Below are 21,339 nucleotides of genomic sequence, written 5' to 3' on the forward strand. Positions count from 1 at the left end.
CCTCCCCCGGCGTTCCACGTGGAACCGTCCGCCGCTGCCGGTGCGGGACCGCAGCCTCTCCGTGCCGCAGGAGGCCCCGCATGAGCAGCCGCACCGGCATACCCGGCGCCGACCCGCGCGGGCGCGCGGCGCTCGTCGCCCCCGCGCCCGGCTGGACCCTGGACGCGGACGTCGTGGTCGTCGGCTCCGGCGTCGCCGGCCTCACCGCCGCCCTCCGCTGCGCGGACTCCGGCCTGCGCACCGTGGTCGTGACCAAGGCGCGGCTCGACGACGGCTCGACCCGCTGGGCGCAGGGCGGCATCGCCGCGGCCCTGGGCGAGGGCGACACTCCGGAGCAGCACCTCGACGACACCCTGGTCGCCGGGGCGGGCCTGTGCGACGAGGAGGCCGTGCGCACCCTGGTCACGGACGGCCCCGCAGCCGTCCGGCGCCTGATCGCGGCCGGTGCGCAGTTCGACCTCTCCGCCACCACCGGCGAGATCGCCCTCACCCGCGAGGGCGGGCACCACCGCAGCCGCATCGCGCATGCCGGGGGCGACGCGACCGGCGCGGAGATCTCCCGGGCCCTCGTCGCCGCGGCCCGCGCGAAGGCCGTCCGCACCGTCGAGAACGCGCTCGTCCTCGACCTGCTCACCACCCCGGACGGGCACACCGCGGGCGTCACGCTGCACGTGATGGGCGAGGGCCAGCACGACGGCGTGGGTGCCGTGCGGGCGCCGGCCGTCGTCCTGGCGACCGGCGGCATGGGGCAGATCTTCTCGGCCACCACCAACCCGGCCGTCTCCACCGGCGACGGCGTCGCCCTCGCACTCCGCGCCGGCGCGGAGGTCAGCGACGTCGAGTTCGTGCAGTTCCACCCGACCGTGCTGTACCTGGGACCGGACGCCGAGGGACAGCAGCCGCTGATCTCCGAGGCGGTACGCGGCGAGGGTGCGCACCTGGTCGACGCCGACGGCGTGCGGTTCATGCAGGGGCAGCACGAACTCGCCGAACTCGCCCCCCGGGACATCGTCGCGAAGGGCATCATGCGGCGGATGCGCGAGCAGGGTGCCGCCCACATGTACCTGGACGCCCGCCACTTCGGCGCGGCGATGTGGGAGTCGCGGTTCCCGACCATCCTCGCCGCCTGCCGTGCACACGGCATCGACCCGGTCGCCGCCCCGATCCCGGTCGCCCCCGCCGCGCACTACGCGTCCGGCGGCGTGCGCACCGACCTGCACGGCCGGACGACCGTCCCCGGGCTGTACGCGTGCGGCGAGACCGCGTGCACCGGCGTGCACGGCGCCAACCGCCTCGCCTCCAACTCCCTTCTGGAGGGCCTGGTCTTCGCGGAGCGCATCGCGGACGCCGTGGCGGACGCGCGCGCGACGGCGTCCCCGCGCGAAGAGGCGCGCGAAGAGGCGCGCGAAGAGGCCGCACCCGGCGCGACGGCCACCGCACACGCCCCGCTCCTGCCGCCCGAGGCACGGGCCGAGATCCAGCGGATCATGACGCACGGCGCGGGCGTGCTCCGGTCCGCCGACAGCCTCGCCCGTGCGTCCGCCGCACTCGACGCGCTGCCCGCCGCCGGTACGGCCGCCCCCGCGAAGACCGCCGAACCCGGCGTCGACACCTGGGAGACCGCCAACCTCCACCTGGTCGCGCGCGCCCTGACCGCAGCCGCCCTCCGCCGCACCGAGACCCGCGGCTGCCACTGGCGCGAGGACCGTCCCGACCGGGACGACGCCGCCTGGCGCCGCCATCTCGTCATCACCCTGCGCCCCGACGCGCAGAGCCCTACGCTCGACTCGCTCGACCTCACCACGACCGACTCGACGGTCTTCCCGCCCGTAAGCCCGGTCATCCGCAAGGAGTACCCGTGACCAGCCCCTCCTCCGACGAAGAACGCCGTCCGCAGCCCGTGGACGTGCCGCTGCTCCAGATCGGCGGCCCCGCCGCCGGCGCCGCCCTGTCCGCGTCCGGCGGCTGCGGCGACGCGTGCGGCTGCGGTGCGGGCGGCCCGGACGACGACGTCTTCGACCCGCTGGACTGCGGCCTCGACCCCGACCTGGCCCGGCTGCTGGTCGACGCCGGTCTGGACCCGGTGCAGGTCGAGGACGTCGCGCACCTGGCCATCGAGGAGGACCTCGACCACGGCGTGGACGTGACGACCGTGGCGACCGTGCCCGAGGACGCCGTCGCCGTCGGCGACTTCACCGCCCGCGAGGCGGGCACCGTCGCCGGCCTGCGCATCGCCGAGGCGGTGCTGTCGGTGGTGTGCACCGACGAGTTCGAAGTCGAGCGGCACGCCGAGGACGGCGACCGCGTCGAGCCGGGCCGGAAGCTGCTGACCGTCCGCACCCGCACCCGCGACCTGCTGACGGGCGAACGCAGCGCCCTCAACCTGCTCGGCCGCCTCTCCGGGATCGCCACCGCCACCCGCGCCTGGGCCGACGCCCTCGCCGGCACGTCCGCCCGGGTGCGCGACACCCGCAAGACGACCCCCGGGCTGCGCGCGCTGGAGAAGTACGCCGTGCGCTGCGGCAGCGGCGTCAACCACCGCTTCTCCCTCTCCGACGTGGCGCTGATCAAGGACAACCACGTCATCGCGGCCGGCGGCGTCGCGCAGGCCTTCAAAGCAGTGCGGGAGGAGTTCCCCGACCTGCAGATCGAGGTCGAGGTGGACCGCCTCGACCAGATCGAGCCCGTCCTCGCGGAAGGCGCCGACCTGATCCTGCTCGACAACTTCACCCCCGAGGAGACCGCCGAGGCCGTCGCCCTCGTCTCCGGGCGCGCCCGGCTGGAGTCGTCCGGGCGGCTGACCCTCGCCGACGCGGCCGCGTACGCCGCGACCGGCGTCGACTACCTCGCCGTGGGCGCGCTGACCCACTCCTCACCCGTCCTCGACATCGGCCTGGACCTGCGCGACGTCACCGGCGACCGGCCCGCCGGCGCCGGGAAGGGCGCCTGACCATGCTGCTCACCATCGACGTCGGCAACACGCACACCGTCCTGGGCCTCTTCGACGGCGAGGACATCGTCGAGCACTGGCGCATCTCCACCGACGCCGGCCGCACGGCCGACGAACTGGCCGTCCTGCTCCAGGGCCTGATGGGCATGCACCCGCTGCTCGGCGAGGAACTCGGCGACAACATCGAGGGCATCGCCATCTGCTCCACGGTCCCGGCCGTGCTGCACGAACTGCGCGAGGTCACCCGCCGCTACTACGGCGACATCCCCGCCGTGCTCGTCGAGCCCGGCGTGAAGACCGGGGTGCCGATCCTGATGGACCACCCCAAGGAGGTCGGCGCCGACCGCATCATCAACGCGCTCGCCGCCGTCGAGCTCTACGGCGGCCCCTGCGTCGTCGTCGACTTCGGCACCGCCACGACGTTCGACGCGGTCTCCGCGAAGGGGGAGTACGTGGGCGGCGCGATCGCCCCCGGCATCGAGATCTCCGTCGACGCGCTCGGCGTCCGCGGCGCCCAGCTGCGGAAGATCGAGCTGGCCCGCCCGCGCAGCGTCATCGGCAAGAACACGGTCGAGGCCATGCAGGCCGGCATCCTGTACGGCTTCGCGGGCCAGGTCGACGGCGTGGTCCGGCGGATGGCCGCCGAGCTCGCGGACGACCCCGACGACGTCACGGTCATCGCCACCGGAGGGCTGTCGCCCATGGTGCTCGGCGAAGCCGAACTCATCGACGAGCACGAGCCCTGGCTCACGCTGGTGGGCCTCCGCCTGGTCTACGAGCGCAACGTCTCCCGCTGACGACCGCGGACGCCCGCCGCGCCTGCGCGCCTGCGGGCCTCCGCTGCGGGGAAGGGCGCGGAGGACGTCCGTCCGCCACGCCCGCAGAACGGGCGATAATGCACTTTAGTCGGACAAGCTCGTACAGTCGGACCATGCCTACGCCCTACGGTTCCCGAGGTGGCATGGCGTTCAGCGCGGACGAGCTGCGTGTGCTCCGAGGCGCCCTCGCCGTAGCCCTCCAGTCCAGCCGCGCCTCCGCATGGGAGGTCCGGGAGGTCCTGCAGCTCACCGAGTCCCTCGACGAGGCCGAGCGCGAGGGCCACCGGCTCCGGTCCTTCCTCCTCGCGGATCTCGCCCGCTACCGCGCCGCCCTGCCGGGCACCGCGGGCGGGTACCTCGACCTGCTCGACGACGCCCTCGCGGCCGGCTACCTGCCTCGTCCGGAAGACCTGAACGCCCTCCGTTCGCTCGCCCGGACGCCTGCCGGCCGGCCCGCGGCCGAACGCCGCGCGGAACTCCTGCGGCGCTGCGAGGGCCTCGCCGAGCAGGCCGTACGCGGCCGGCTGCTGGTCCTGCCCGGCGGGCGCGCCGCCGTGCGGGCGGAGCCGGACATGGCCGAGGAGAAGCCCAAGCGGGACCCGAAGAAGGAGCCCCCCAAGGAGCCGCGGCGCGAGCCGGCCAAGCCCGCGCCGCAGCCGGGCCGCCGCCCCGTCCCGACCCCCGGCGAGGTCTTCCCGCCGCGGCGCCGCCCCGCCACCCCGCCCGAGGAGGCCCACGCGCTCCCCGCCTGACCCCCGCACGTCGCCGCCGAACACGACCCCGCTCCCACCCGCCCGCCGGTCGGCGCCGGGCGGACGCGACTCCTCGAGTCGTCCGGGCCCCGGGGAGGAGAGACGCGCCGAACGGGATGCCCGAGGGCGCGCGCTCGCCGTGGCCGGCGCCCGCGCCGGAACGGTGCAGGGGCTCGCCTGCCACGCCCTGCGTCGCGTCGCGGCGCCCGGACCCGGCACGCAGGGGCGCAGAGGCCGCCCGCCCCGCGGATGCCGACGGCCCGGCGCTAGGCTGAAGGGCGCACACGCGCCCGCACGCGCCCCGTCGCAAGGAGCCCCCGGCATGGACTACGTCGCCGCCCTCACCCCGCCCCTCGTCATGGCGATCGGCTTCACCGCCCTCGTGGTGACGATCGTGAAGAACCAGGGCGGCGCCAACAAGGCGAAGGAGGACGCCGCCGTCGACGCGGCGCTGGACTCCGCCTCCGGCGGCGCGAACCGTCCGGTCGCCGCGCGCTCCGCCTCTTCCGCGGACGCGGCCACGCGCGCGACGGACGGCTGAATTCGCCTCATCTGCGCCTATTATTCTCCCGTGCCTCGGCCATTGGGAGAGTTGGAAGACGCCGTGATGACGCGGGTATGGCAGTGGAACCGCCCGGTCACCGTGCGGGAAGTCCTGGAGGATCTGCAGGAGCAGCGGACGATCGCGTACACCACCGTGATGACCGTAATGGACAACCTTCACCAGAAGGGCTGGTTGCGGCGGGAGCAGGAGGGGCGGGCCTATCGATATGCGGCCGTCTCCACGCGGGCCGCGTACTCCGCCGCCCTGATGCATCAGGCGTGGTCGGCGAGCGGCAACAGCGCCGCCGCTCTCGTGGACTTCTTCGGCATGATGTCGGCCGAACAGTCGGACGCGCTGCGGGATGCTCTGCGGGTCGTACAGCTGAGCGGTGTGCGCGTCGACTCGACGTAGAGATAGCGTCGCGGTATGGCAGATCCCCGGACCACTCCAGAAGCCGAGACGACCGCCACTTCGCCGAACGCCGACCGGAACGCGGAGCGAAACGCCGACCGGAACGCCGACCGGAACGCCGACGCAAACGCCGGGACGAACGCCGGGACGAACGCGGCGCGCGACCGGGCAAACGCGCACGGTCTCGCGAAGGCGCCTGTCGCGGTGACGGTGCGGCGCGCGCGAACGAGTGATGTCCGTACCGTCCGCCGGCTCCTCGACGCCTACTCGCGGGACCGCATCCTCCTCGACAAAGCCACGGTGACGCTTTACGAGGACATCCAGGAGTTCTGGGTGGCGGAACGCGACCACGACGCGCAGGTCGTCGCCTGTGGCGCGCTGCACGTGATGTGGGAGGACCTGGCCGAGGTCAGGACGCTCGCCGTGGACCCTGCGCTGAAGGGCACCGGCGTCGGCCACCAGCTCCTGGAGAAGCTGGTGCAGACCGCACGCTGGCTCGGAGTACGCCGCATTTTCTGCCTCACCTTCGAAGTCGAGTTCTTCACCCGGCACGGCTTCACGGAGATCGGTGAGACGCCGGTGGACGGCGATGTCTACAGCGAGCTGTTGCGTTCCTATGACGAAGGCGTCGCCGAGTTCCTCGGTCTCGAACGGGTGAAGCCGAACACCCTCGGCAACAGCCGGATGCTCCTGCATCTGTAGCAGTCAGATGTCCGAAAGGTCCCGCTGTGCGGGGCGGCGATCGCCCGGGAAGTCGGCCGAGGGTTTGTGTTTCCCGGAGAAAAGCGGTTTCCTTCCATCGTCGGTATCTGTAATCCGTATTCGAAGACGAATGGGAGAACCCCGTGGCGCAGAAGGTGCAGGTGCTTCTTGTCGACGACCTCGACGGCGGCGAGGCGGACGAGACGGTGACCTTTGCTCTGGACGGCAAGACCTACGAGATCGACCTCAACACCGGCAACGCGGACAAGCTCCGTGACGCGCTGGCCGACTTCGTGAAGGCCGGTCGCCGTACCGGTGGCCGTTCTTCCCGCGGAAAGGGCGGGCGTTCCTCGTCCGGTAGCCCGGACACCGCGAAGATCCGCGCCTGGGCGAAGGAGAACGGTTACGAGGTCAACGACCGCGGACGCGTTCCCGCGACCGTGCGGGAGGCCTACGAAAAGGCCAACGGCTGACGCCGCAGCAGAGCGCGGTGGCATTCCGTCGCCGCGGCGTCGACGAGGCGTACGAGATCGGGCGCACCCGCGGCGGACGGGCGGCCGATCGACACGGCGGGCAGCCGCAGCCTCCCGTCGCGTCCCGGCCGGGGAGGCCGCAACCACACCGCGGCCTCCCACGGACTTCCGCCGCCGTCCGTCCGGCCCGCCCCGCCGTCGGGTGCGGGCATGCGGGCGCCCGCGCCCAGTGCCGCCAGCCCGGCCCTGTGGGGCAGCGTGCCCCACTCGAGCCAGCGCAGCAGCCCTGGGAGCTCCTCAGCGGCCCCCTCCGCGACGAGCAGCCACATGTCCGCCCCGGCCCGCAGCGCGGGCCCCGCGGACCGGGTACGGGCCAGCAGTGGCATCCCGGCCGCCGCGGGAAGCCGCAGGGCGTCGAAGCACACTCCCAGTTCGAACCAGGGCGCCCGCCCCGGGGCGGTGGGTCCGCGTGCCTCCTCCCACCACTCCCGCCAGTCCCACGGCTGCCAGGACTGTCCGGGCGCCCGCCACTGCGTTTCCGGAGTGCGCGGCTGCGGGAACAGCGGGCTCCGGACCGGTGGGCGAGGACGGTGCGCCCGCTGCGGGTCCGGCGGGCGCGGCCCCGTCGGCGCGGCGGCCCGGTTGTCAGGGGGTGTGGTGCGCGAAGCTGATGCGGTCATGACCGGAGCAACTGCGGAAACCGCCCCCGGTCACGCCCCGGTCCCGTGCGGCCGCCGCCCCGCCGTCGGTCCGACCCGGCCCGCAAAGGTGTTCGCCATGAGCTGATCCGTTCGCGACACAGCGTGCACGACGCATGGACTGTCGGTGCCGGAGGGTAAGAAGTCCCTAGTGGGACGGGGGTGTGAGACGACGATGGAGGACCATGGCGGGCGTGTCGACGCGGGGCCGTTCGCCGTCGGCGTAGTGGATCAGGGTGAATACGCCTGGCCTGCGGGAACATCGTCTCGCACCATCGGGTTGGTACTGGTGCCGGCCGTCCTGGGCGGGAGCCCGCGGGCGGCTGACGGCAGTTGGAATGAGCGGTCCCCCGTTGCGGGACTAAGCTGCGGAAGGACGGGGAGGGGACCGACCCCTTCTTGCCTGACCGCTCTGAGGAGCGATTAACGATGTTCGAGAGGTTCACCGACCGCGCGCGGCGGGTTGTCGTCCTGGCTCAGGAAGAAGCCCGGATGCTCAACCACAACTACATCGGCACCGAGCACATCCTTCTGGGACTGATCCACGAAGGAGAGGGTGTCGCCGCTAAGGCCCTGGAGAGCCTCGGGATTTCGCTCGAGGCGGTCCGCCAGCAGGTGGAGGAGATCATCGGCCAGGGCCAGCAGGCGCCCTCCGGCCACATCCCCTTCACGCCCCGTGCCAAGAAGGTCCTGGAGCTGTCGCTCCGCGAGGCCCTTCAGCTCGGCCACAACTACATCGGGACCGAGCACATCCTGCTCGGCCTGATCCGCGAGGGCGAGGGCGTCGCCGCCCAGGTCCTCGTGAAGCTGGGCGCGGACCTCAACCGGGTGCGGCAGCAGGTCATCCAGCTGCTCTCCGGTTACTCCGGCGGCAAGGAGGCGGCCACGGCAGGCGGCCCCGCCGAGGGCACGCCGTCCACCTCTCTCGTGCTGGACCAGTTCGGCCGCAACCTGACGCAGGCCGCCCGCGAATCCAAGCTCGACCCGGTCATCGGGCGCGAGAAGGAGATCGAGCGGGTCATGCAGGTGCTGTCCCGCCGCACCAAGAACAACCCGGTGCTCATCGGCGAGCCCGGCGTCGGCAAGACCGCCGTCGTCGAAGGGCTGGCGCAGGCCATCGTCAAGGGCGAGGTGCCCGAGACCCTCAAGGACAAGCACCTCTACACCCTCGACCTGGGCGCGCTGGTCGCCGGTTCCCGCTACCGCGGTGACTTCGAGGAGCGCCTGAAGAAGGTGCTCAAGGAGATCCGCACCCGCGGCGACATCATCCTGTTCATCGACGAGCTGCACACCCTGGTCGGCGCCGGCGCCGCCGAGGGCGCGATCGACGCTGCCAGCATCCTCAAGCCGATGCTGGCCCGCGGCGAGCTGCAGACCATCGGTGCCACGACGCTCGACGAGTACCGCAAGCACCTGGAGAAGGACGCGGCCCTGGAGCGCCGTTTCCAGCCCATCCAGGTGGCGGAGCCGTCGCTGCCGCACACCATCGAGATCCTCAAGGGCCTCCGCGACCGGTACGAGGCGCACCACCGCGTCTCCATCACCGACGCCGCCCTGGTCGGCGCGGCCACGCTCGCCGACCGGTACATCTCCGACCGCTTCCTGCCGGACAAGGCGATCGACCTCATCGACGAGGCCGGCTCGCGCATGCGCATCCGCCGGATGACCGCGCCGCCGGACCTCCGCGAGTTCGACGAGAAGATCGCGAACGTCCGCCGGGACAAGGAGTCCGCGATCGACTCGCAGGACTTCGAGAAGGCCGCCTCGCTCCGCGACACGGAGAAGCAGCTCCTCGCCCAGAAGGCGAAGCGGGAGAAGGAGTGGAAGGCCGGCGACATGGACGTCGTGGCCGAGGTCGACGAGGAGCTCATCGCCGAGGTCCTCGCCACGGCCACCGGCATCCCGGTCTTCAAGCTGACCGAGGAGGAGTCCTCGCGCCTGCTCCGCATGGAGGACGAGCTGCACAAGCGCGTCATCGGGCAGAAGGACGCCATCAAGGCGCTGTCGCAGGCCATCCGGCGTACCCGGGCGGGCCTCAAGGACCCCAAGCGGCCCGGCGGCTCGTTCATCTTCGCCGGCCCGTCCGGCGTCGGTAAGACGGAGCTGTCCAAGACGCTCGCCGAGTTCCTCTTCGGCGACGAGGACGCGCTGATCTCCCTCGACATGTCGGAGTTCAGCGAGAAGCACACCGTCTCCCGGCTGTTCGGCTCCCCGCCCGGCTACGTGGGCTACGAGGAGGGCGGCCAGCTCACCGAGAAGGTGCGCCGCAAGCCGTTCTCCGTGGTCCTCTTCGACGAGGTCGAGAAGGCCCACCCGGACATCTTCAACTCGCTGCTGCAGATCCTGGAGGACGGTCGCCTGACCGACTCCCAGGGCCGGGTCGTGGACTTCAAGAACACGGTCATCATCATGACCACCAACCTCGGCACCCGGGACATCTCCAAGGGCTTCAACCTCGGCTTCGCCGGCCAGGGTGACGTCAAGACCGGCTACGAGCGCATGAAGGCCAAGGTCAACGACGAGCTGAAGCAGCACTTCCGCCCGGAGTTCCTCAACCGTGTCGACGACACGGTGGTCTTCCACCAGCTCACGCCCGAGGACATCATCCAGATCGTGGACCTGATGATCGCCCAGGTCGACGAGCGGCTGAAGGACCGGGACATGGGCATCGAGCTGTCCACGGAGGCCAAGGAACTGCTTGCCAAGAAGGGCTACGACCCCGTGATGGGCGCCCGGCCGCTGCGCCGGACGATCCAGCGCGAGATCGAGGACCTGCTGTCGGAGAAGATCCTCTTCGGCGACCTGCGTCCGGGCCACATCGTGGTCGTCGAGACGGAGGACGGCGAGGACGGCGAGAAGGGCTTCACCTTCCGCGGCGAGGAGAAGTCGACGCTCCCCGACGCGCCTCCCGCGGAGGCTGCGGCCGGCGGCTCGACGCCGAACCTCTCCAAGGAGTAATCCTCCTCCGACCGCTCACCGACCCCCGGGGCCCGGCATCACGGATCACTGATGCCGGGCCCCACCCCTTTCCCGCAGCGCGGCGGGCCCGGCTCCTCACCTCCGCCGCCCCATGGCGCCCCCGGAGGGCGGGGCACCGTCGTGCGCGGGTTCAGTTCCGGAGGAGCAGCGCGTCGCCGACCGCCCGCTCGCCCGCCGCGTCGGAGGGGCGCGTCAGCAACGCGCCCCGCAGGGCCATCGCGGTCGACCCGCCGCCGTCCAGGTTCATCGCGCCGCGCGCGCCGAGGGCGTCCATGAAGCGTGCCGCCTCGTGCAGCGACAGCCCGTCGCTGTGTCCGGGGTGGCGCCCCGACGCGGAGACGAGGAGCAGGCGCCCGCGTCCGTCCACGCCGACCATCGTCCGCGGATGCCGCTTCAGCGCCCACGCGTACGCGAAGCCGGGGTCGTCGGGGTGGGCGAAGCCACCCGCGCCCGTGGTGAGCGCGACGCGTCCGTCCCGCACGAGCTGCGGTCCGCCGTTCACCACGTCGTCGCCGCCACCGAGCCGCACCGGGCGCCCCCGCGCGTCCTCGACGCGGTGCGTCAGCGACACCCGCGTGCCCGGCTCCGCGTGCGCCCGCAGCCAGTCCGCACCGCCGCCGGTGCCCGCCAGGACGCTGCCGCCCTCGGGCACCGGCCCGCCGCGGGCCCGCAGCTCCGTCACCCGGCCCCGTGCGTCGAGCACCGCCTCGACCCCGGCGCCCTCCGGCGTCGCCGCTCCCAGCTCGTCGGTGAACTGGACGACTTCGTGCGCGTCCGTGCAGGTGACGTCGTGCAGCGGGCGTTGCGTGGGGCGGTCGCCGCCGACACCGCCGCAGTTGCGGATCGACCCGGGGCGCCGGTTCACGCCGTCCAGCTCGCGTCGCGCGCCGTCCGCCGAGATCCGCGAGACCGTCGACAGCCGCCCGAGTTCCGCCCTCAGCCCGTCGCCGCGCAGGACGAGCGCGATGCGGCCGTTCACCGCCGAGGACTGGACCTCGCCGTCGTAGACCCCGATGCCGGCGGGCGCGCCGGGCACGCCGTCCCGGTCCTCCATCACGAAGAAGCCCGCGTTGACGGCGAGCAGCGCGTCGCCGGCCGTGCCGGCTGCCGCCATGTCGGTGACCTTCTCGCGCCCGGCGACGCCCGCGCCGTGACTCGCCTCCAGTGAACCGCCGAAACGCCGGGGGTCGACGACGGCGACGTTCACCCGTGTCTCGCCGGTGCCGGTGTTGCCGTCCGAGCCGGTCCACTCCACGATCGCGTCGAAACCGTCCGCCGCGAGGGCGCGCTGCAGCGCCTCCGCGCCTTCGCGTTCCTCGAACGCGCCGACGCGCACCCGTACGCCGAGCAGCCCGCTGAGGTCGGAGCCGCGCGGCCAGGTGACGCGTTCCGTGCCCGGGGAGTGACCGGCGTCCCGCAGCCGGGCGGCCAGGTCCCGTGCCGCGGACGCGGTGCGGAGGGGGCCGTCGTCGCCCGTGAGGGTGACCGTCCAGTGCGAGGCGCCGGGGCGGTCGGCGAGCACGCCCCGGTAGACGTCGAGACCGGGCGCCGGCCGCTCGTGCTCCCAGCCGGCGAGGACGCGCGGCTCCCTCGGCGCCGCGGCGGCCGGAGGCGCGGCGGGAGAGACCAGCGACGTGCCGAGGACGGTGAGCAGCACCGCCGTCGTCGCGGACCTCGACCTCCACCGGGACCGGGACGTGGACGCGGCACCGGAACGCGGTGCGGTCGGGCGGAGTCGGGCGGATTCCATGGGCGCTCCCGGGCGGTGGTCGGCGGTTCACGGGCCGGACGCGCGGAACGATGTCATGCCCCGCCTGCCGTCACCACCCCGCGCGGAGGCGTTCAGGAGATGATCCGGATGCCCTCCGGGACGCCTCCGACCCGCGGCAGGCGGGGGTTGACGCGGAGCGTGGTGAGCGAGGGGAAGTCCGCCAGCCATTCCATGGACACGCCCAGGTCGTGGGTGAGCCAGAGGTGGCGCAGCGGTCCGCGGTCGAGGCCCGCGAGCAGTTCGTCGGGGGTGAAGTGGCCCGCGACCTGCACGCACTCCCGGCCGCCCAGGCGGCGCAGGACCGCCAGTTCGACCCGGTCGGTGACCGGGAAGTACAGGCCTTCCGGGTCGAGGTGCGCGACGACGTCCTCCGCGTATCGCTCGGTGTCGAAGTTCCGCCAGCCGCGCATCAGTTCGGCGCGCAGGGTCAGCGGCAGCGACGGGCGCCGCCGCAGCCGGGAGAGGTAGTGGACGGCCGCGTCGTCGGCGATGCGGGTGACGGTCACCGCGATCCGGTACGCCTCGTCGTCGGCGACGGTCTCCGGGTCGGGCAGCATCTCCAGCACGATCGGTCCCACCCAGCCCAGGCCGCGGGCGGCGGCGATGCTGGTCGGGCGCACCATGTGCCGGGTCTCGCGCCGGATGCGGGCGTGGGTCACGGGGTCGAGTTCGGTGACGTGTTCCAGGCAGGCGGCGGCCAGCAGACGGCGCCGGTTGCGCTGCATGCCGACCTTGCCGGGCGCCATCAGCCCGGCCAGCAGTTCGCCGCACTCGCCGGGCCGGGCGTGCGCGACGGCCATCCGGATGACCTCCTCCCACTGCGGCTCGTGCGCGTGCTCCAGCAGCAGCGCGAGGTCCCCGCGTTCGACGGCCTCCTTGGCGGCGAGGTAGTCCTGCACGGTGCGGTGCACGAACTCCACCGCGCCGTCGGCCTGTTCCCGCAGCAGACCGGTGCGCTGCAGCAGGTGGCCGAAGATCTGCGCCGGCGTGCCCTGCGCGGCCGCGGCGGGGATGGCGGGCAGGCAGCGGGCGATCTCCTCGACGGCCGCCGCCTCGCCGAGCACCGCACGGTCCTCCAGCAGCATCCGGAACGCCAGCTTGCGCAGCAGCCGTTCGCGCGCGGCGCGCTGGAGATGGACCTCGTCGGCGTGGAGCACCCGCCGCTCCGGGTCGCGCCGCTGGAGCAGCATCTCCATCGCGGCCTCGTACAGTTCGCGGCGCCCCTTGGGCAGCGAGCCGGAGCGGTCCCGGTTCAGCGCGCAGATCAGCCCGCACATCAGGGGGTTGGTGGCCAGCCCGCGCAGTTCGCGGTAGAGCGGAATGGTCTGCAGCAGCCGGTCGCGGTACTCGTCGAGGTGCGCGTGGTCGTCGCCGGTGTCCGTACGGGCGGCGGTGTGCCAGGCGGTGATGAACGCGGCGACCTGGTCGCGGTTCATCGGGGCGAGCGTCAGCTCGTCGAAGCCCTCGTCCGCCAGCCACTCGGCGTCCACGGCCGGTGGCCGCGCGGTGACCAGGCAGCAGGTGCCGCTGTAGATGCGCATCATGCGGCGCAGCGCGTCCCGCACTGCCGGGCGCTGGTCCTCGGGCGCCTCGTCGATGCCGTCGACGAGCAGCAGCGCACGTTCGTCGGCGAGCAGCCGCGCCATCCAGCCGTCGGGTGCCTCGTCGGCCAGCGGGTGGCCGACGGCGTCGAGGAAGTCGTCCGGCGCGGGGAAGCCCTGGCGCGCGAAGCGCCGCACCGGAAGGACGACCGGTACCCGGCCGTGCAGCGCCGCGAGCTCTTCCGGCAGCCGCCCGCGGGCGGTCGCCACCGCGAGCCACTGCACGAGGGTCGTCTTGCCGGAGCCGGCGACGCCGCGCAGCAGCACGCGTTCCTGGCCGGCGAGCGCGCGGTCCGCGGGCATCACGGGGTCGGCGCCCCCGGCCGCACCGCCTTCCTCCGGCGGGGCCGGGGCGTCGTCCCGGCCCCTGCCCCCGGGTCCGCCGAACTCCGCGCCGAGGCTGAGGTAGGTGGTCTCGAGCGGCCAGCTGTCCGGGGTGTTGGGGTTGGGCAGGTCGATGCCGTAGATGGTGACCCGGTTGTACTCCTCGACGACGCTGCGCAGGTAGCGCTCCTCGAACGCGGAGTCCTCGGGCGACGGCTGCCGTCGTCGCTCCCGCAGCGCCGACACGTCTCCCAGGTCCACGAGCTGGCGGATGCGGTGGCTCCTCTCGGGCAGCCGGTCGGCGATGTACGGCGAGCGCTGGACGAACAGGTGCAGCGCGTGCAGACAGACTGCGACCAGCAGGCTGTCGTGGAACCAGGCCGACTCCTCGGTCAGCTTCCGGTCGGCGCCGGGCACGTGGGCCCGCAGCAGCCGTGCCCAGTCCTGCGGCCCCAGCCGTACGGCCTGCACGTCGGTGGTGTCCAGCTCCCCCATCACGGCCAGCGTGCGTGCCAGCACGGCGGCGACCGCGGTGTCCTCCCGCAGCGGGAGGCTGCGGCCGTCCAGTCCGTGCCGGACGAACTCCCGTGCCAGGCGCTCCAGGTCGCCGTAGGTGGTGGTGGGGCGGAGGCCGCGGAAGGAGACGGTCCCGGCGATCAGCTCCTCGCCCTCGGGCGGCCGCTGCGGCGGCACGAACAGTTCCCGCACCAGCGGCGCGGCGACACCGGAGGCGAGACGTACGGCGGGTTCCATGGGGCTCCCCCGGGGCCATGTGGCCGCTGTGCGACGGCCGTTGACGGGTCGTCGTCTCAGCCTAGTCTTCCGGCCCGACCCGTCGACCCGTCAGCCGAACGTTGTGCGCGCACCCGGCGGACGGTGTCCGATACTCGTCTCGTCCGAAGACACCACACGCCAGACGGGGGAGCCGTGACCGACACACGCAGGGGGCCGTCACCGACGGCGGGGGAGCGGGAGATGCTGCGCGACTACCTCGACTACCACCGGGCGACGCTCGCCATGAAGTGCGAGGGGCTGACGGACGAGCAGATGCGGCGCCGGTCGATGCCGCCGTCGACGCTCTCGCTGCTCGCCCTGGTGCGCCACATGGCGGAGGTGGAACGGGCCTGGTTCCGCCGCACCCTCGCCGGGGAGGACGTCGGCTGGGTGTGGTCGGACGAGCGCGACTACCAGGAGGCGTTCCGCGTCGGCGACGCCACCCGGGCGGAGGCGTTCGACGCCTGGCAGGCGGAGGTGGAGCACAGCCGGCGCATCGAACGGGACGCCCCTTCGCTGGAGGTCACCGGCTACAACCCGAAGTGGGAGTCGGACGTCTCGCTGCGCAGGGTGATGCTGCACCTCGTCCACGAGTACGCCCGCCACAACGGCCACGCCGACCTGCTGCGCGAAGGCGTCGACGGCGTCACCGGCGCCTGATCCCCCGCCGGGCGCGGACGGCGCGGGGGCGGGGCCGGCGGGGGATCAGTCGCCGACCTCGCCGGTGGGTCCGGAGCGGCGCCCGCTCAGCACGTGGAAGAGGATGCCCAGGCCCCACGGGCCGATGACCCACATCGGCCAGAAGTTCAGCAGCTGCTGGGCGGCGAGGGAGCTGATGCCCCAGACGCCGGTGACCATGACGCTGACCGCGAGCCAGGTGCGGACGTTCAGCGCCTTGTGGTCCTGTGGCCGGGCGGCGGGGGCCGGCCCCGGGGAAGCGGCCTTCTCCAGGGAGGTCCGCGCGCCGCTTCCCGGGCGCTCCCGCTCCGCGGGCAGGTCCGTCATCAGGACGTCCAGCTCGCCCAGTGTGCGCGCGGCGTAGGCGGAGGACGCGCGTTCGTCGAACTCGGCGGTGTCCAGCCGGCCGGCGGCGAGGTGGTCGCCCAGCTCGGCCACGACCCGTTCGCGGTCGTCGTCGGACGCGCGGAGGGCACCGCGCTGCGGTGTGCCGGGCGCTCCCGGCCGGTCCGGCAGCCCGTCCGGCCCGTCCGGTGTCTTCGGCGGCATGGTCACCGCCTCCTTCCTCGACCCACCGTCCACAGTGGAAGATAGTGTGGGCAACCATGCTTCACCGTCCACTGTGGACTGTCAAGGCTGCTCAGGGACGCCCCGGCGGCGACGGCGGACGGTCACGGGTCGCCCGGAGGGGAGACGTCATGCCGCGCACGCCGAACGCCACCGCGGGCTCGCTGCTGGGGTTCCTGCACGCCGGGCCGATGAGCGGCTGGGACCTCGCCGAGGTCGCCCAGCGGGCCGTCGGCGAGTTCTGGTCGGTCACCCGCAGCCAGGTCTACCGCGAACTGGCCCGCCTCGCCGAGGACGGCCTGGTCGAGGTGGGGGAGCGCGGCCCGCGCGATCGGCGGCCGTACGCGCTGACCGAGGCCGGCCGCCAGGCGTTCCTCGCCTGGCTCGACCGGGAGCCCGAACCGGAGCAGATCCGCTTCCCGCTGCTGCTCACCCTGAGCTTCGGCCGGCACCTGTCCCCCGAACGCCTGGCCGCCTTCGTCGCCGCCAACCGCCGCGTCCACCGGGAACGGCTGGCCCGTCACCTCGCCGAACGGGAGGCCGTCGACGCCGACGTGCGCGCCGGGCGGCACGACCCCTGGGCACTGGCCACCCTCGACTTCGGCATCCGCTACGAGACGGCCGTGACGGAGTGGTTCGACGCGCTGCCGGAGGCGATCACCGGCCCCGCGGACGCGGTGCGGGCACGGCCGGACGAGTGACCCGCCGCGGCCGGGCGCCGCTGTCACACCCCCGTGTCACCATCGGAGCATGACCACCCCCGGCCTGGCCCGGCTCCGCGCCCTGCGCAGGGCGAAGGACGCCATGGACCGCGACTGGGCCGACCCCGGCCTCGACCTGGGCGCGGTGGCCGCACACGCCGGGTACTCCCGCTACCACTTCGTGCGCGCCTTCAAGTCCGCCTACGGGGAGAGCCCCGGCCAGTACCTCGGCCGCCGCCGCATCGAGCGGGCCGAGGAGCTGCTGCGCACGGCGGACCTCTCGGTCACCGAGATCTGCATGCTCGTCGGCTTCAGCAGCGTCGGCACCTTCTCCGCCCGCTTCAAGCAGCAGACCGGCGTCACGCCCCGCGACTACCGCGCGCAGCACGTACGCAGCGGCGCCGCGCTGATTCCCGGCTGCTACGCGATGCTGTGGACCGGCGGATTCCGGCAGCGCAATTCTGGAGAAGCGCAGTGAGCCGGGCGCTGCCTAACGTGAGAGGCGTTCCGCACCACACCCCTTCGGGAGCACCCTCATGATCAAGAGCCTGGCCCTCACCACCGTCTGGTCCACCGACCAGGAACGCGACAAGAAGTTCTTCGTCGAGGCCCTGGGATTCGTCGAGCGCACCGACATGGAGATGGGCGACATGCGGTGGATCACCGTCAGCCCGAAGGACCAGCCGGAGGTGCAGCTCACCCTGATGCGCCCGGACGGCTCCGGGCTCGACCCCGAGTCCGGCAAGGCGCTGCTCGCCCTGGTCACCAAGGGCGTGCTCGGCGCCGGCGCCTTCCGCACCGACGACTGCCACGCCACCTACAAGGAGCTCAAGGAGAAGGGCGTCGAGTTCCTCCAGGAGCCGCAGGAACGTCCGTACGGGATCGAGGCCATATTCCGCGACCCCAGCGGCAACTGGTACTCGCTGACCCAGGAGCGGGAGGAGCTGGACCTGTCCAAGCCGTGGGACTCCACCTGCTTCGACGAGAACCCCTGACGCCGCCGTCAGGCCGCCGGGCCACACACCCATGGGCGGGTGTCCCCTCCGGGGAGGCGACACCCGCCCATGGTGCGCTCGTGCGGCGGAGCGCCGCACGAGCGGTCAGGCGTGCGGGAGACGGTAGAGGCCTCCGGCGAGTGGTTCGACGAGACCGTCCGAGACCAGGCCGTCCAGCGCCCGGGCCCGCTGCACCGGCTCGTGCCACACCCGGTCCAGCACGGCCTGCGGCACCGGTGCCGTCGACTCGCGGAGCACCGCCAGCAGCCGGCCGCGCACCTGGCGGTCCGTGCCGGCGTAGGCCTGGGTGCGGCGCGGCGGGCCCTCGTGCGGGGGCGCACCGGCGAGCTGCCAGGCGCACTGGGCGGCGATCGGGCAGCGGCCGCACTCCGGACTGCGCGCCGTGCACACCAGCGCGCCGAGTTCCATCGTGGCCGCCGCCCATCGCGCCGCGGTCGCCTCGTCCTCGGGGACGAGCGCCCGCGCCAGCTTCCGTTCGGCGGCCGTGGTCGCGTTCGGCGGGTACTGCCGTCCGGCCACCGCTCGCGCGAACACCCGGCGCACGTTGGTGTCCAGTACGGCGTGCCGCTGCCCGTAGGCGAACGAGGCCACCGCCGCGGCGGTGTACTCGCCGACGCCGGGCAGCGCCAGCAGTTGCGCGTGCTTCTTCGGCACGTCGCCGCCGTGCCGTTCCGCTATGGCGGCGGCGGCCCCGTGCAGCCGCAGCGCGCGTCGCGGGTAGCCGAGCCGGCCCCAGGCGCGTACGGCCTCACCGGGCGCCTCGGCGGCCAGGTCGGCGGGGCGCGGCCAGCGTTCGAGCCACTGCTCGTACACCGGCAGCACCCGGTTGACGGGGGTCTGCTGCAGCATGAACTCGCTCACCATCACTCCCCAGGCGCCCGCCTCGGGGCGGCGCCAGGGAAGGTCGCGGGCATGCGCATCGAACCAGTCGACGACTGGCGCGTGGAGGTCTGTCCGGTCGTGGTCCGGGGAGGCGTTCGCGGCGGTTTCCGTGGTCGCAGTCATGGCAAAGCGATCCTGACACGACGGCACGCCGCGCAGAAACGGCCACGCGGCCGGGTCCCCCGGGTGCGCGCACGATTAGCGCGGGTGGACCTGAGGGGGCTGTGGCGCCGACGTTTGTCACACCTCGGGGTGTTCGTCGTGTCTCTCATCGGAAAAGTCGCCTACTCCGGCGGCGGGTGGGGGCCTTGGGGCGCCTGATGTCTCGTAAGGTTTCCGCGTGGGATCACTGCGCAATCCGATCGGACCGCTCCCCTCCTCCATCTACTGGCGGCGGAGGGCCGTCGCGCTGGCCCTCCTGGCGCTGGTCGTGCTTCTCGTCGTGTGGGCGATCAGCCTCGGCGGGGGCAAGGGCGACCAGGGGCAGGACGCCGCCGGCGGCAGCGACGGCAGCCGGGGCCCCACCGACCCCATCACCCCCGGGCCCACCGACTCGATGCCCTCCGTCACCGAACGTCCCGGCGGACGCGACGAGGTGGACGGCGGCGCCGGCTCGGGAGGCGACGACGGGTCCGGCTCCGGCGGAGCCGAAGGCGCCGGCGGGTCGGGCGGCTCCGAGGGCGGTTCCGGCGCGGGCGGCGGCTCCGGTTCCGGCAGCGGTGGCGGCGGCGCCCTGGCCGGGTCCAGCGGCGGCCTCACCGGCGGCGACGGCATCCCGGCGGGCCCGGGCCTGGCCGACTGCTCCCCCGGCGACGTGAGCGTGGCCCTGAAGAGCGTGAAGAACGAGTACGAGCCGGGCGACACCCCCAAGCTGAAGCTCACCCTGGCGAACGACTCCGGCGAGGCCTGCCGCGTCGACCTCGGCCGGACCGCGACGGTCCTCACCGTCACCGACTCCGACGGCGACCGCGTCTGGTCCTCCGACGACTGCCCGCCCGGCCGCGGTGCCGCCTGGATCGAGGTTCCCGCGAAGGGGGACAGCGTCCACACGCTGGAGTGGGACCGCGAGCGCAGCAAGCCCGAGTGCGCCACGCCGGAAAGCGGCAAGGTCCCGGCAGGCAGCTACCTCGTCGAGATCGAGGTCGCGGGCCTGCCCACCGAACAGACCTCCTTCGTCCTGGCCAAGGACTGACCCTCGGCGGACCGCTTCCCCGCGAACGCCCCAGGACGGCCGGGCGCCCGGTCTGGTGGGCCGCCGCACTCCTGAGCGTGCGGTGCTGGGGCCGGGCGCGCCCTCGTGCCGCCGCAACGGCGTGCGCAGGCGGGAGGGGCACGGCGGGAGGGGCCCGACGCGCGCCGCGCGTCGGCGGCATCCCTACGCGTCGGCTGCGCGCCGCAGGCTAGACGTACCGCTCCAGGATGGAGGACTCCGCGAGCCGCGACAGGCCCTCGCGGACGGAGCGGGCGCGGGCCTCCCCGACGCCCTCGACGGTCTGGAGGTCGTCGACGCTCGCGGCCAGCAGCTTCTGCAGCCCGCCGAAGTGGTCCACGAGACGGTCGATGACCGCGCCGGGCAGCCGCGGCACCTTCGCGAGCAGGCGGAAGCCGCGCGGCGAGACCGACGAGTCGAGCGTCTCCGGCGACCCGGAGTACCCCAGGGCCCGGGCCACCGTGGGCAGCTCCAGCAGTTCGGTGTGAGTGAGGCGGTCCAGTTCGCCGAGCGCTTCGGGGACCGTGCGGGAACGGCGGCCGGACGTGCCGGGCTGCGGGACGTAGTCCCGCGCGACCAGCTCCCGCTCCGGCTCGACGCCGGCGATCAGCTCGTCGAGCTGGAGGGACAGCAGACGGCCGTCGGTGCCCAGCTCCACGACGTACTCGGCGATCTCCGTGGCGATGCGGCGTACCATCTCCAGCCGCTGCGCGACCGCGGAGACGTCCCGGACGGTCACCAGGTCCTCGATCTCCAGCGCGGACAGCGTGCCGGCGACCTCGTCGAGCCGGAGTTTGTACCGCTCCAGCGTCGCCAGCGCCTGGTTGGCGCGGGACAGGATCGCGGCGGAGTCCTCCAGCACGCGCCGCTGCCCGCCCACGTACAGGGCGATCAGCCGCATCGACTGGCTGACCGAGACCACCGGGCAGCCGGTCTGGATGGAGATCCGCTGGGCGGTGCGGTGCCGGGTGCCCGTCTCCTCGGTCGGGATGGACGCGTCGGGCACCAGTTGTACTCCGGCGCGCACGATCTTGGTGATGTCGCGGTCCAGGATCAGCGCGCCGTCCAGCTTGCACAGCTCGCGCAGCCGGGTCGCGGTGAAGTCGACGTCGAGCACGAAGCCGCCGCTGCACAGCGACTCCACGGTCCTGTCCATGCCGAGGACGATGAGTCCGCCGGTGTTGCCCCGCAGGACCCGCTCGAGTCCGTCGCGGAGGGCCGTTCCGGGCGCGACCGCACTCAGCGAGGCGCGCATCAGACTGTCGGCGCGGGAGCCGCCGAGGGTCCCACCGGACCTTCCCGGAGCCGTTGCCCGGTCGTTGGCTGCCACTGGACTCCTTCGGTCGTGCGGGTGCCTGTCGGCATCACGTCGTCACGTTCGGCTCCGGCACACCCCCAGGGTGCGCCCCGCGCCTCCACAGGCACTCCCGGGCGATTGTCGTACACACGTGCCGTACGCGAATGTCGCCGACGGGCGAGACCGGGGCA

20 protein-coding genes are annotated in these 21,339 nt (G+C 73.3%); 14 read left to right on the forward strand and 6 right to left on the reverse strand.

The window, feature by feature from the left end; all coding sequences use genetic code 11:
* Window positions 1-80 precede the first annotated feature (80 nt).
* From RM572_RS23900 to RM572_RS23935, 8 genes are all read left to right on the forward strand, one after another.
* Complete coding sequence (locus tag RM572_RS23900) at window positions 81-1,862, forward strand: L-aspartate oxidase (RefSeq protein WP_311675467.1); 1,782 nt, start codon at window positions 81-83, stop codon at window positions 1,860-1,862.
* Complete coding sequence (gene nadC / locus RM572_RS23905) at window positions 1,859-2,950, forward strand: carboxylating nicotinate-nucleotide diphosphorylase (protein WP_311675468.1); 1,092 nt, start codon at window positions 1,859-1,861, stop codon at window positions 2,948-2,950. Before RM572_RS23900 ends, nadC begins: the two co-directional genes overlap by 4 nt.
* A 2-nt stretch (window positions 2,951-2,952) precedes the next feature.
* Window positions 2,953-3,747 (forward strand): type III pantothenate kinase, encoded by a 795-nt coding sequence (locus RM572_RS23910; RefSeq protein WP_311675469.1) that lies wholly within the window; start codon window positions 2,953-2,955, stop codon window positions 3,745-3,747.
* A gap of 134 nt (window positions 3,748-3,881) precedes the next feature.
* Window positions 3,882-4,520: a hypothetical protein gene (locus RM572_RS23915; protein WP_311675470.1), complete on the forward strand. Its 639-nt coding sequence runs from the start codon at window positions 3,882-3,884 to the stop codon at window positions 4,518-4,520.
* Window positions 4,521-4,842: 322 nt separating this feature from the next.
* Window positions 4,843-5,061: a hypothetical protein gene (locus tag RM572_RS23920; RefSeq protein WP_311675471.1), complete on the forward strand. Its 219-nt coding sequence runs from the start codon at window positions 4,843-4,845 to the stop codon at window positions 5,059-5,061.
* Between the two features lie 30 nt (window positions 5,062-5,091).
* Window positions 5,092-5,475 (forward strand): BlaI/MecI/CopY family transcriptional regulator, encoded by a 384-nt coding sequence (locus RM572_RS23925; protein ID WP_078529007.1) that lies wholly within the window; start codon window positions 5,092-5,094, stop codon window positions 5,473-5,475.
* A 204-nt stretch (window positions 5,476-5,679) separates the two neighbouring features.
* Window positions 5,680-6,177, forward strand: a complete 498-nt coding sequence (locus RM572_RS23930; RefSeq protein WP_311675490.1) for an amino-acid N-acetyltransferase — start codon at window positions 5,680-5,682, stop codon at window positions 6,175-6,177.
* A gap of 143 nt (window positions 6,178-6,320) precedes the next feature.
* Window positions 6,321-6,650 (forward strand): histone-like nucleoid-structuring protein Lsr2, encoded by a 330-nt coding sequence (locus tag RM572_RS23935; RefSeq protein WP_027764100.1) that lies wholly within the window; start codon window positions 6,321-6,323, stop codon window positions 6,648-6,650.
* Here RM572_RS23935 and RM572_RS23940 read toward each other — a convergent pair.
* On the reverse strand, window positions 6,629-7,330 hold the full coding sequence (locus RM572_RS23940; RefSeq protein WP_311675472.1) for an SCO3374 family protein: 702 nt from the start codon (window positions 7,328-7,330) through the stop codon (window positions 6,629-6,631). The genes RM572_RS23935 and RM572_RS23940 overlap by 22 nt on opposite strands.
* 447 nt (window positions 7,331-7,777) lie before the next feature.
* Between RM572_RS23940 and RM572_RS23945 the strand changes: the two genes are divergently transcribed.
* Window positions 7,778-10,306 (forward strand): ATP-dependent Clp protease ATP-binding subunit, encoded by a 2,529-nt coding sequence (locus RM572_RS23945; RefSeq protein ID WP_311675473.1) that lies wholly within the window; start codon window positions 7,778-7,780, stop codon window positions 10,304-10,306.
* 151 nt (window positions 10,307-10,457) lie between these two features.
* Here the strand turns inward: RM572_RS23945 and RM572_RS23950 are convergent, their stop codons facing one another.
* Window positions 10,458-12,077, reverse strand: coding sequence for a phosphodiester glycosidase family protein (locus tag RM572_RS23950; protein ID WP_311675474.1), 1,620 nt, complete (start codon window positions 12,075-12,077; stop codon window positions 10,458-10,460).
* A 92-nt stretch (window positions 12,078-12,169) separates the two neighbouring features.
* Entirely contained in the window at window positions 12,170-14,776 is a 2,607-nt protein-coding gene (locus RM572_RS23955; protein WP_311675475.1) for an NACHT domain-containing protein, read from the reverse strand.
* Window positions 14,777-14,998: 222 nt separating this feature from the next.
* On the opposite strand from RM572_RS23955, the gene RM572_RS23960 reads away from it, so the two are divergent.
* Window positions 14,999-15,457 carry a DinB family protein gene (locus RM572_RS23960; protein ID WP_311675491.1) on the forward strand — a complete coding sequence of 153 codons (459 nt, stop codon included), beginning with the start codon at window positions 14,999-15,001 and terminating at the stop codon, window positions 15,455-15,457.
* Window positions 15,458-15,502: 45 nt separating this feature from the next.
* On the opposite strand, the gene RM572_RS23965 is transcribed toward RM572_RS23960, so the two are convergent.
* Window positions 15,503-16,024 carry a DUF1707 SHOCT-like domain-containing protein gene (locus tag RM572_RS23965; RefSeq protein WP_311675476.1) on the reverse strand — a complete coding sequence of 174 codons (522 nt, stop codon included), beginning with the start codon at window positions 16,022-16,024 and terminating at the stop codon, window positions 15,503-15,505.
* 149 nt (window positions 16,025-16,173) lie between these two features.
* Between RM572_RS23965 and RM572_RS23970 the strand changes: the two genes are divergently transcribed.
* Genes RM572_RS23970 through RM572_RS23980 form a run of 3 tightly spaced genes read left to right on the forward strand, consistent with a single transcriptional unit; the run spans window position 16,174 to window position 17,738 of the window.
* Window positions 16,174-16,743, forward strand: coding sequence for a PadR family transcriptional regulator (locus tag RM572_RS23970; protein ID WP_311675477.1), 570 nt, complete (start codon window positions 16,174-16,176; stop codon window positions 16,741-16,743).
* 49 nt (window positions 16,744-16,792) lie between these two features.
* The gene (locus RM572_RS23975) at window positions 16,793-17,221 is read left to right on the forward strand and encodes a helix-turn-helix transcriptional regulator (RefSeq protein ID WP_311675478.1); all 429 of its coding nucleotides are present in this window, start codon (window positions 16,793-16,795) and stop codon (window positions 17,219-17,221) included.
* Window positions 17,222-17,279: 58 nt separating this feature from the next.
* On the forward strand, window positions 17,280-17,738 hold the full coding sequence (locus tag RM572_RS23980; RefSeq protein ID WP_311675479.1) for a VOC family protein: 459 nt from the start codon (window positions 17,280-17,282) through the stop codon (window positions 17,736-17,738).
* A gap of 105 nt (window positions 17,739-17,843) precedes the next feature.
* Here RM572_RS23980 and RM572_RS23985 read toward each other — a convergent pair whose 3' ends face one another.
* Window positions 17,844-18,764, reverse strand: a complete 921-nt coding sequence (locus RM572_RS23985; protein WP_027764093.1) for an HhH-GPD family protein — start codon at window positions 18,762-18,764, stop codon at window positions 17,844-17,846.
* 217 nt (window positions 18,765-18,981) lie between these two features.
* Between RM572_RS23985 and RM572_RS23990 the strand changes: the two genes are divergently transcribed.
* Window positions 18,982-19,833, forward strand: coding sequence for a hypothetical protein (locus RM572_RS23990; RefSeq protein WP_311675480.1), 852 nt, complete (start codon window positions 18,982-18,984; stop codon window positions 19,831-19,833).
* Between the two features lie 208 nt (window positions 19,834-20,041).
* Here the strand turns inward: RM572_RS23990 and disA are convergent, their stop codons facing one another.
* Complete coding sequence (gene disA / locus RM572_RS23995; protein WP_027764091.1) at window positions 20,042-21,181, reverse strand: DNA integrity scanning diadenylate cyclase DisA; 1,140 nt, start codon at window positions 21,179-21,181, stop codon at window positions 20,042-20,044.
* Between the last annotated feature and the right edge of the window lie 158 nt (window positions 21,182-21,339).

This window comes from Streptomyces hazeniae (assembly GCF_031845485.1).
In the GTDB taxonomy this organism is placed as follows: domain Bacteria; phylum Actinomycetota; class Actinomycetes; order Streptomycetales; family Streptomycetaceae; genus Streptomyces; species Streptomyces hazeniae.